This window comes from Microbulbifer discodermiae (assembly GCF_040742695.1).
GTDB lineage: Bacteria > Pseudomonadota > Gammaproteobacteria > Pseudomonadales > Cellvibrionaceae > Microbulbifer.
Genome location: NZ_JBFLAB010000081.1, coordinates 1 through 10,861, shown reverse-complemented (window position 1 = coordinate 10,861; position 10,861 = coordinate 1). Strand labels below are relative to the sequence as shown.

The following is a 10,861-nucleotide window of genomic DNA, read 5'->3' as shown; positions in this document are numbered from 1 at the left end:
GGGAGTACATCGAGATTTTTTATAACCGCCAACGTCGCCACTCACGGCTTGGCAACTTGGCCCCAACTGAATTCGCCAAGAAGTATTGGGAATCAGCCAAAGCGGCTTAAAGCGGGACTGTCCAGTATTGTCAGGACACCCCATACCAAGTTAAACCCATAACAATGTACTGGAGCTTAGGGAGATCTTTGATAGCTTCAAAATTCAAATAGGCTTGAGTTAAACAGCTATCGCTTATATTGACATTGGTTGTAGGAAGGCAACTGTTTAGCGGCACCAGCAATGCGTTCTGGCCCACCGTCTTTTGACTAATTAAAGGGGCATACATTTGCGCGTGAGAATTTCCAACTAGAACCACAGAGGTTTCCTCTGGTTGGTATGCGCCTGACAAAATACAAGCTCTGCCCCCACCAAAACTTCGATAGCTACTTACGGGGCACCTATAATTTGTTTGAATTTGAGCGGATAAATTTGAAACTAGTTTAGAGTTATTAAATTCTAGCAACTTCGTATTCATGCCAATAATAGACATGCCGAATATTACGAACACTGTGGACAGCAAATATTGCTTGACTTTTTTGTCAGAAATATTGCACCTAAAAGGAACCTCTACAAATCTATAGCTCAGATAAGAAACAAGAAAAGTAAAGATTAATCCTGCGGCCGCTAATTGAGTGGAAAATCCACGCACAAACACATAATTTAATAACGCCACTACTGGCCAGTGCAGCAAATAAATCGAAAACGAGATTTTCCCAAAAAATTGAGATACCCTATTGGATAAAATTGAGAAGGCCAAACCGCTAGTGGGAGTCAGCACAAGTATCATCGCTGTAAAAATAGTCACCAGAAATCCATCTGGCAAGAGACTGGGAGGCCGAACAAAAAAAGATAACGCTAATAAAATCAGAATCACGTTTAGTAATTCATTTCTTGCTGGATACATTTTCTCCCTAACAATGCATGCTGCAAAACACCCGAGCCCGAATTGCCACACCCGAGCTGGCAACAAAAAGAAGGCCGGATTCCCTCCCCCTATCTTTATTAGAAAAATATTCAAGACAAAGCTCAAAGCTGCTATCACTAAAATAGCTAGCGTAAGCGACTTCCGGCCAAATAGTTTGTGGACTAGAAAAAGTGTTAAAGGAAAGATTAAATAGAATTGCTCTTCTACTCCTAAAGACCAGAAGTGCAGAAGAGGCTTCAGCGCATCTAAATCACCGAAATATCCTCCTGCTCGCCAAAAATAAATATTTGGAGTAAAAGTAAGGGCAGCAAGCTGAGACTTGAAATAAGCAACCAAGTCATAAGGAGCTAAAATATAGATGGCAGCAACTGAGGTAACGATGAGGGTCGACATAGTTGCTGGCAATATTCGCTTTACTCGCCTCCAATAAAATTTTCTGAAACTGAAGCTAGCGTTTCTGAGCCCATAAATTATAAACCTTCCGATTAAAAAGCCAGAAATCACAAAGAAAACATCAACACCTAAATAACCTCTAAACCCTAAATCCAAAGTGAAGGGATAGAAGTGAAATATCACCACTGACAATACAGCGAACGCCCTTAATCCATCGATTTCTGCTCTATATTTCACGTTGATAATTGTATTCCAATAGCCATTTCGTGTCCTATTCCAAACATGCCTTTCTCTACTGCCTCAATGTTCGCTTATGCTTTATTCAACAACTTGTGTGTATTGGTGCCAATACTCTGCTTTTGCATGTTCTCTGCTCCAACGTCTTTACGTAGCCTTCCCTCAACATCGTAGTGGCACACTAAATTTGGCCACCTGACTTTGAGTGATATTATTACGCTCAACCGAGAGCTTCAATGGCAAATTTCGAGATGAATGTCTTAACGAGTACTGGTTTCGCGACTTGGCACATGCCCGGGAGTTGATCAGTATCTGGCGACAGGATTACAACGAGCGGCGTCCGCACTCACCGCTAGACTATCAGACACCAGCAGAGTTTTCGGCAGTGTTCCGGGCGACCAAAAAAAGGATTGACCAACACAGACATTACTAATGTCGCCGTTGGATTAAAGATTGGGGGCAGGCCATCATATCCAAATGAAGCGTATCCAGTTCAAGTATTGTATACGGATATACTTGATACAGCTAAGGTTTTCAGTAGTAGCAAAGGCTTACAAGTATGTTTACAAAACCAACGCAGAAATGGGAGTTTACAAGTGGTGAAAGTCAGTAACTATGCGGCTTACAGCCTATGTCACTACTCCCACTCAATGGTTGCCGGTGGTTTGCTGGACACGTCGTAAACGACACGGGAGATATGCTCGATTTCGTTGATGATACGGTTGGACACCGTCTCAATCAGCTCATAGGGCAGATGCGCCCAGCGCGCCGTCATAAAGTCCACCGTTTCCACCGCGCGCAGGGCCACCACATACTCGTAGCGTCTTCCATCGCCGACTACGCCGACCGACTTCACCGGTAAAAATACCGCAAAAGCCTGGCTGGTTTTGTGGTACCAGTCGGCCCGGTGCAGCTCCTCGATAAAAATCGCATCCGCCCGGCGCAGGATATCCGCATAGTCCTTTTTCACCTCGCCGAGAATCCGCACACCCAGGCCCGGCCCTGGAAACGGGTGACGGTAGACCATGTCATAAGGCAACCCCAGTTCCAAGCCGATCTTGCGCACTTCATCCTTGAACAGTTCGCGCAGGGGCTCCACCAGTTCAAACTGCATATCCTCGGGCAGGCCGCCGACATTGTGGTGCGATTTGATCACGTGTGCCTTGCCGGTCTTGGCCGCAGCCGACTCAATCACATCCGGATAAATGGTGCCCTGGGCCAGATAGTTTACCCCCTCGATTTCGGCCGCCTCCCGGTCGAAAATCTCGATAAAGGTGTTGCCGATAACCTTGCGCTTGGCCTCCGGCTCGTCCACATCCACCAGGCGCGCCAGGAACTGCTCCTCCGCATCGGCACGGATCACTTTCACCCCCATGTTCTCGGCGAACATCTCCATCACCTGGTCGCCCTCGTTCAGGCGCAGCAAACCGTTGTCGACAAACACACAGGTCAGCTGGTCGCCGATGGCCCTGTGCAGCAGTGCAGCCACCACCGAACTGTCCACACCGCCGGACAAGCCCAGCAATACCTTGCCGGAACCCACCTGCTCGCGCACCCTGGCGATGGAATCCTCGATGATATTGGCTGGGGTCCAGAGCTGTTCACAGCCACAGATTTCCATCACGAAATGGGCGTAAATACGCTGTCCCTGCAGCGTGTGGGTGACCTCCGGATGGAACTGAACGCCGAAGAAATTTTTCTCCGCGTGGTACATACCCGCGATGGGGCAGGAATCCGTGGAGGCCATCAGTTCGAACCCCTCCGGCATCCGCACCACCTTGTCGCCGTGGCTCATCCACACATCGAGCAGCGCGCGGCCTTCACCGCCCAGGTGGTCCTTGATGTCGTGCAACAGCCGGGAGTGCCCCTCCACCCCGATCTGCGCATAGCCGAACTCGCGCAGATCGCTGCCCTGTACCTCACCGCCCAATTGATGGGCCATGGTCTGCATGCCGTAGCAGATCCCCAGCACCGGCACACCCAGTGTAAACACCACCTCCGGCGCCCGCGGTGAGCCCGGCTCGGGTACCGATTCGGGCCCGCCGGCGAGAATGATCCCCTGGGGCTTATAGGCCCTGATCTCTTCCTCGCTCATGTCGAAAGCGCGGATCTCCGAAAATACACCCAACTCGCGCACCCGACGGGCGATCAGCTGAGTGTACTGGGAACCAAAGTCGAGAATCAGGATTCGGCTGGAGTGGATATCTTTAAACATGATTTACTCGGATTGGACTGGGCTCGGGCCCGAAACTGCGAGCGGACCCCAGGGGTCCGCTCGCCATCAAATACAACTGCTGCCTGGGTGCGGTCAACGGCCGCCCACCGGGTAGTTGGGTGCTTCCTTGGTAATGGTCACGTCGTGCACATGGGACTCACCCATGCCCGCCGCCGTCACCCGGACAAACTCGGGTCTGCACCGCATGGTATCGATATCCAGGCTGCCGGTATAACCCATGGCCGAGCGCAGACCGCCCATCATCTGGTGCACTATCGCCGCAATGGGCCCTTTGTAGGGCACGCGCCCCTCGATACCTTCCGGTACAAGTTTTTCCGCGCCCTTGCTGGCGTCCTGGAAATAGCGGTCCGAGGAGCCCTGCAGGCGGGACATGGCTCCCAGGGAGCCCATGCCGCGATAGGATTTGTAAGTGCGGCCCTGGTACAACTCCACCTCTCCCGGCGCCTCTTCGGTGCCGGCAAACATAGAGCCCATCATGACCGAGTGGGCCCCCGCCACTATGGCTTTGGAGATATCGCCGGAAAAGCGGATGCCACCGTCCGCGATCAGCGGCACACCCGTGCCCGCCAGTGCCTGGGCCACATTGGCTATGGCGCTGATCTGCGGTACTCCGATACCGGTTACGATGCGGGTGGTACAGATGGAGCCCGGGCCTATGCCCACTTTCACCGCGTCCGCGCCCGCGTCCAGCAGGGCCCGCGCCGCCTCACCGGTGGCAATATTGCCGCCGATCACATCCACCTGCGGATGCATCTGCTTTATCCGGCGCACCCGCTCGATCACATTGTAGGAGTGGCCGTGAGCCGTATCCACGACCAGGACGTCAACACCGGCCTCCACCAGTGCTGCCACCCGGTCATCGGTGTCTGAGCTGGTTCCCACCGAGGCCCCGACCCGCAGGCGGCCATCTTCATCCTTGCAGGAGTTGGGGTACTGCTCCGCCTTGTTGAAATCCTTGACCGTGATGAGCCCGCGCAGTTGAAAACTGTCGTTGACCACCAGCACCTTTTCAATGCGATGCCGGTGCAGCAGTTCCTGTACCTGCTCCGGAGCCGCGCCCTCTCCAACGGTCACCAGGCGTTCGCTCGGTGTCATGATACTCGCCACCGACGCATCCAGGTCGGTCTGAAAACGCACATCGCGGCTGGTGACGATACCCACAAGGTTGCCCTTGTCCATTACCGGCACACCGGAAATATTGTGGTGACTGGTCAGGGCGGACAACTCGCGCACACTGGCGCTGGATTCAATGGTAATCGGGTCCTTGACCACGCCCGCCTCGAATTTTTTCACCGCGCGCACCGCCAGCGCCTGATCCTCGATGGACATGGACTTGTGGATAATACCGATGCCGCCCTCCTGCGCCAGGGCAATGGCCAGGCGGGACTCCGTCACTGTGTCCATGGCGGCGGACACCAGCGGGATATTCAGGGAAATATTGCGCGACAGCTTAGTTTGCAGGCTGACATCCTTGGCGGTTACCTTGGAGTAGCCGGGCACCAGCAGGACGTCGTCAAATGTGAGGGCTTCGTGCGCGATACGCAGACCGGATTCAGACATGGACACTCAAACCTCGAAGTGGCGGGATTGGGTATCGGCGCGATTATAGCCGCAACCACACTGTCAGCAAAAGCCTATTTGCTGTCGCGGCGGTGTTTTTGGCAAACGGCTTTACCTGCCGGGGGGATGCTGCAATATTGACCCACCAGATTTTCCCGAGTGAGCAAGATATGCCAGTCAGCCCGCCGACAGCATCCACAAACCGCAGTGTCCTATCGGTCAGCGACCTGAACCGAGAGGTCAAAAGCCTGCTGGAGAACAATATTCCCCTGCTGTGGGTCGGCGGTGAGATCTCCAACTTCTCCACCCCCAGTTCGGGTCACTGGTACTTTACCCTCAAGGACGCCCGGGCCCAGGTGCGCTGCGCCATGTTTCGCGGCCGCAACCGCAGCCTGCGCTTTCGGCCCGGGAACGGCCTCGACGTACTGATACGCGCCCGGGTCAGCCTGTACGAGGGACGCGGCGAATACCAGTTGATTGTCGAACACATGGAGGAGGCGGGTATCGGTGCGCTGATGCGCCAACTGGAGCAGCTCAAAGCCAGGCTCCTGGCGGAGGGACTCTTCGACCCGGCACGCAAACAGAAGCTGCCCATGCTACCGCGCAACATCGGCATAGTCACCTCGCCCACCGGCGCCGCGGTAAGGGACATGGTACAGATACTGGGGCGCCGCTACCCGGCCGCCGCAATCGAGTTGTGGCCGGTGCAGGTGCAGGGACAGGGAGCGGCGGAGCAGATTGCCGCGGCCATCGACACAGCGGGTCGACTCCGCCGCCACGACCTCCTGATCGTCGGGCGCGGAGGCGGTTCCCTGGAGGACTTGTGGCCTTTCAATGAAGAAGTGGTGGCCCGGGCACTGGCCGCCTGCCCGATTCCTACCATCTCCGCCGTGGGCCACGAAACCGATACCACCATCGCCGACCTGGTGGCGGATGTGCGCGCCCCCACCCCCTCCGCCGCAGCGGAAATCGCCAGCGCCGGGGCCATAGAACTGGCGCAGACGCTCGCCGCCCTCAAACACCGGCTGCAGCGGGCCGCACTGCTTCTGATACGCCACCTGCAGCAGGAAGTCCGGTTGGCGCGAAGCCATATCCGCCACCCGCGGGAACAACTGCAAAACCGCGCCCAGCGCCTCGACCACCTGGAACTGCGCCTGCGGAGTGCCGGCCAATACACCATTCAGCGGGACCGGCAACGGCTGGATTCCGCCCTGCGGGCCTTCGCCCACTGCCACCCGGAACGATCACTGCGCGCCGGGCAAACCCAGCTGGATGAAGCGGGAAAGGCGCTGCAAAGGGCGGTGGACGGTTTGCTCCAACAGCGTGGCGAACGGCTGGGCCACACGGCGCAGCTGCTGCACAACCTGAGCCCCCTTGCGGTGTTACAAAGGGGCTATGGGATTGTGCGCGACAACAGCGGCCGGATCGTTAAATGCTCGAAATCACTGGAGGCGGGCCAGCGCGTACATACCCGCCTGTGGGAGGGCGGTTTTACCGCCCTGGTGGAGCAGACCTCCGAGTGAAATAGCCCCGCCCGACCAGGCGGCCACGTCCGGCCGGGGACCTGCACCGCCAATGGCGGTGCTTTCGGGCCTGAGTCAACCGTCAAAACCCCTCACCCTCGATTGAGCTGCACGCCTGTTGGCGCGGAAATGCGGCGCGTCCGGCCCCACCCTAAACTAGGCCCCATGAGACTCCCGGATTTCACCATGGCAGCGCCTAGATCGGTACCAGCAGGTCGTGCAAACCTCTGGCATTGCGCGACACTGCTGCTGGCAATCCTGACCCTAGGCATCTGGGTTTCAGCCTGCCACAGCCGGGAGGCCCTGGCGGCCGGCCCCGGCAGTTTTCGCACCGCCGCGCCGCCACAAGCCTCGGCCAAACCGGCCGGCCAGGCGAAGAAATATCGCCGCGGCCTCAACCCGACGAGGCAGGAAGCGGCCGCGGACACAGAACCGAAGCCGGAAAATTATATCGAGCTGGGTGATCTCGAAGCGATCAAGAAGCGCGGCGTCATTCGTTTTGTCGGGCTGGCCGGGGACGCGCAAAATATTCTGCCCCGGGCGGCCATCGTCAACCAGACCCACCGCCAGCTGGCAGACCAGTTTGCAGCGCGCCTGAAACTCGAATCCCGCTGGCTGCTGGCGGAAACCATCGATCAGGCACTGCGCATGGTGCGGGAGGGAGAAGCGGACATTGTCGCGGACAGTGTCACCGACAACCCGGAGCGGCGCGAGCAGAATATTTTTACGGTGCCCATCTCCCAGGGCGTGGACGTATTGGTGGCCTCGGCGAGGGGACCGGATATTTCCTCGGTAAGCGAACTGCGGGATATGGAGTTCATAGTCCTCGCCGGTACCACCTACGCCGAGCAGGCCCATGCCGTGGTCAAAGCACACCCCGACGCCAACCTCACAGTGCGCGAGGTCTACCTGGCCGATGACCGGGACAGTCTGCTGGACGAGGTCAGCAACTCCGACAATGCGGTCACAGTCATGCACAAAGACCTGGCGGAAGAGACGCTGGAATACCGCTCGGATTTGAAAATCGGAGCCACTCTGGGTGAAGTGCAGGATCTGGCCTGGGCCATGCGCAAAGATGCACAGAGACTCCAGCTCCGTGCCAACAACTATCTCACCCGGGTATTGGTGACCACAGTCCCCGACCGGATCTCCAGCTGGTACACGATCAAAAGGGATGGCGTGATCCGCTTCGCCACCTATAACGGGCCCAGCAGCTATTTCCTGTGGAGAGGCGTGCTGATGGGATTTGACTACGAGCTGGCGAAGGCCTTTGCCAACCACCACAAATTACAACTGGAAATTATCGTCGTGCCCACCAGTGAGGACCTGGTGGACTGGGTCAACACAGGCCGGGCGGATTTCGCCGGCGCCTCCACCACCATGACCGCGGAGCGGCTCGCGCGCGGAGTCGAGTTCAGCGTGCCCTATTTGCGCACCGGCCAGCAGATTATCAGCCACAGGAGCAAGCCACCGATCCAAACCCTGGCCGACCTGAACGGACGTACACTGGTACTTAGGGCCTACTCAGCGCCCATCGGCGTCGCCCGCACCATCCAGCGCCACGGTGTGGACGTAACAGTGAAGATAGCACCGGACACTATGTCTTACGGCGAGATCGTCAACGATGTCGCCCAGGGGGCACTGGACGCAACCATTGAGGACAGCGACAAAGCACAGATGTACGCGGCGCTGAACCCTGACATTCTGCTGGGCATGACGGTGACGGACGCACTGCCCCAGGGGTGGATGATAGCCCAGGGCAACGAAAGCCTAAGAAAGAAGATCGACCGTTTCCTGCGCCGCTTCACCAAGAGCCCGAAATTCGACAGGCTCTACAAGACGTATTTCAAACCCAATAAACACCTGGTCCAGAAGATCGCCGCAAAGGTAGAGCCAGGCAAGGACCTTTCACCTTTCGACACTTTGGTCAAAGGTTCCTCCTCGGAATACAACTTTGACTGGCGTCTGATTACCGCACAAATGTGGCAGGAAAGTAATTTCAACCCCAAGGCGAAGTCCCCCGTGGGAGCCCAGGGGTTACTGCAGGTCATGCCGCAAACGGGCCGGGATATGGGTTTTCCCCCGCCCCTGTACGAGCCGGATCGCAATATCCAGGCGGGGGTGAAATATATGGACTGGATCCGCGATCGCTTCGACCAGCCACTCCCCCTGGATGAAAAACTCTGGTTTTCGCTGGCCTCCTACAACGCCGGGGTGGGCCATGTGCGGGATGCCCAGCGGCTGGCAAAGGAGCTGGGCCTGGACTCGGAAAAGTGGTTCGACAATGTCGAGTTTGCGATGCTGAAGCTGCAGGAACCGCGCTACTTCGAGAAGGCCCGCTACGGCTATGTGCGCGGGAGTGAACCGGTAGCTTATGTACGCAAGATCAACAACCTTTACAAAGCCTATACCGCAGTCGCCAGCGGCGAAACTACCCTGCTGCGCCTGTGTCCCCCCTCTGCACCGGAGACAATACAATTTTGCCGATATGAGCGCTCGACTCCATCAGGCGATGCGCTGCTGCCACTTCCTGCAAGGGAAATGTTGCGGCTATACGCGGGCGAATTCTGCCCGCTTCGAGCAACGGCCATACCTGCTGCTCCAACGACCTGGCAATGTGCGCCTTTGCCTCGGGAGACCGCGGTCTCAAGGTGGAGCCGGTGAGTGTCAAACGCTTTAGCATCACCGGCAGCATATTGACCTGTACCTCGGCCCCCTGCAGAAAGGCGATGTTGACGATGCGGCCATCGACGGCGGCGAGTTGGATATTGCGGTCAATATAATCCCCGCCCACCATGTCGACAATCACATCGGCTCCATGGCCGTCGGTCAGTTCCTTCACCACCGCGACAAAATCTTCGCTCCGATAATTGATCGCCCGCTCCGCCCCCAGCTCTGTACAGGCGCGGCACTTTTCGTCTGATCCCGCAGTGGCGAACACCCGCGCGCCCCTGCTGCTGGCCAGCTGGATCGCGGCCGTGCCGATGCCGGAAGAACCGCCGTGCACCAGCAGAACTTCGCCCTCACGCAGTTGCGCCCGGTCGAAAACATTGCTCCACACCGTAAACAGCGTCTCCGGCAGCGCCGCCGCCTCGATATCGGAAAAACCGGCCGGGATTGGCAGGCACTGGGCCCCCGGGGCCAGCGCGTATTCCGCATAACCACCGCCATTGGTCAGGGCGCAGACTCTATCGCCGACCTTCCAGCGTTTGCAGTTAGCGCCGACTTCCACCACAGTGCCCGCCACTTCCAGACCCATCACCGGCGAGGCGCCCGGGGGAAGCGGATAAGAACCGATTCGTTGCAGAACATCCGGCCGGTTGACGCCGGCTGCGGAAACCTCAATCAACACTTCATCGGCAGACGGGCTTGGGCGATCGCCTTCGGCGAGCCGCATCACGTCCGCGTCACCGTACTTCGGCAGGTCGATATAACGCATAAGTCTTTACCCCGAATTTCCTTAAGGCAAAACAAAACCTTGCTCAGCCAGGTTAGGCTGAATGGGCGGATTGATCGGTTTGGCAGTATAGCTCAACCGAGAGGTTATAGGTCAACTCAGCAGCCATTATTTTCCCTTTGTTCAAAGCAGTGACGCTGGCATCCAGACCACCCAGTTCCCAACGAGCCTAAGGCCCAGTGGATTAATAAATACCGAAGACAACCTGGTCTCAAGCACCTCAACTGGCCTGCCCTGTCCATATACTTGAAAAAACGCATACCCACTTAAACCACCCACCTGGCCGAAGCCCTATACTGGCTGGTCCGCAGGGTCATCAAAACAAGTGGTAGCTTTCGCTAGGAAGCTAGGGAACGTCTGAATAACTCAACAATCGCTACGGCAGTATCAGTATTTTCTGGTGCGGGCCTGAATTTGACCAAAACAACCCTGAGATTGTTTGTTTTTTCACCTGGAATCTACTTCTCAGCAGATTCCAGGTGCACTGG

The 10,861-nt window shown here is 56.8% G+C and carries 6 protein-coding genes and 2 pseudogenes; 4 read left to right on the top strand and 4 right to left on the bottom strand.

The features are described 5' to 3' along the window. On the top strand, positions 1-110 hold a 110-nt coding region (locus AB1S50_RS17870), incomplete at its 5' end, for an IS3 family transposase (protein ID WP_367149665.1). A 20-nt stretch (positions 111-130) separates the two neighbouring features. Here the strand turns inward: AB1S50_RS17870 and AB1S50_RS17865 are convergent. Beyond that, a complete protein-coding gene (locus tag AB1S50_RS17865; RefSeq protein ID WP_367152492.1) occupies positions 131-1,597 on the bottom strand; it encodes an acyltransferase family protein in 1,467 nt (488 codons plus the stop codon). A 226-nt stretch (positions 1,598-1,823) separates the two neighbouring features. Here AB1S50_RS17865 and AB1S50_RS17860 point away from each other — a divergent pair. Then, a pseudogene (locus AB1S50_RS17860) lies at positions 1,824-1,997 on the top strand (integrase core domain-containing protein); the annotation flags it as partial. Between the two features lie 237 nt (positions 1,998-2,234). Here the strand turns inward: AB1S50_RS17860 and guaA are convergent. Both guaA and guaB read right to left on the bottom strand, forming a co-directional pair. After that, entirely contained in the window at positions 2,235-3,812 is a 1,578-nt protein-coding gene (guaA, locus tag AB1S50_RS17855; protein ID WP_367152491.1) for a glutamine-hydrolyzing GMP synthase, read from the bottom strand. A 93-nt stretch (positions 3,813-3,905) separates the two neighbouring features. Next, a complete protein-coding gene (guaB, locus tag AB1S50_RS17850) occupies positions 3,906-5,393 on the bottom strand; it encodes an IMP dehydrogenase (protein ID WP_367152490.1) in 1,488 nt (495 codons plus the stop codon). A gap of 170 nt (positions 5,394-5,563) precedes the next feature. Between guaB and xseA the strand changes: the two genes are divergently transcribed. Further along, positions 5,564-6,916: an exodeoxyribonuclease VII large subunit gene (gene xseA, locus AB1S50_RS17845; protein WP_367152488.1), complete on the top strand. Its 1,353-nt coding sequence runs from the start codon at positions 5,564-5,566 to the stop codon at positions 6,914-6,916. 129 nt (positions 6,917-7,045) lie between these two features. Next, positions 7,046-9,157, top strand: a pseudogene (locus AB1S50_RS17840) (transporter substrate-binding domain-containing protein); the annotation flags it as partial. 190 nt (positions 9,158-9,347) lie between these two features. Here AB1S50_RS17840 and AB1S50_RS17835 read toward each other — a convergent pair. Beyond that, a complete protein-coding gene (locus tag AB1S50_RS17835) occupies positions 9,348-10,355 on the bottom strand; it encodes an NAD(P)H-quinone oxidoreductase (protein WP_367152486.1) in 1,008 nt (335 codons plus the stop codon). Between the last annotated feature and the right edge of the window lie 506 nt (positions 10,356-10,861).

Bases quoted from the DNA above. Each gene is read 5' to 3' on its own strand.
- AB1S50_RS17835 (WP_367152486.1), bottom strand. From the start codon at position 10,355: ATGCGTTATATCGACCTGCCGAAGTACGGTGACGCGGACGTGATGCGG.
- guaA (WP_367152491.1), bottom strand. From the start codon at position 3,812: ATGTTTAAAGATATCCACTCCAGCCGAATCCTGATTCTCGACTTTGGT.
- xseA (WP_367152488.1), top strand. From the start codon at position 5,564: ATGCCAGTCAGCCCGCCGACAGCATCCACAAACCGCAGTGTCCTATCG.
- guaB (WP_367152490.1), bottom strand. From the start codon at position 5,393: ATGTCTGAATCCGGTCTGCGTATCGCGCACGAAGCCCTCACATTTGAC.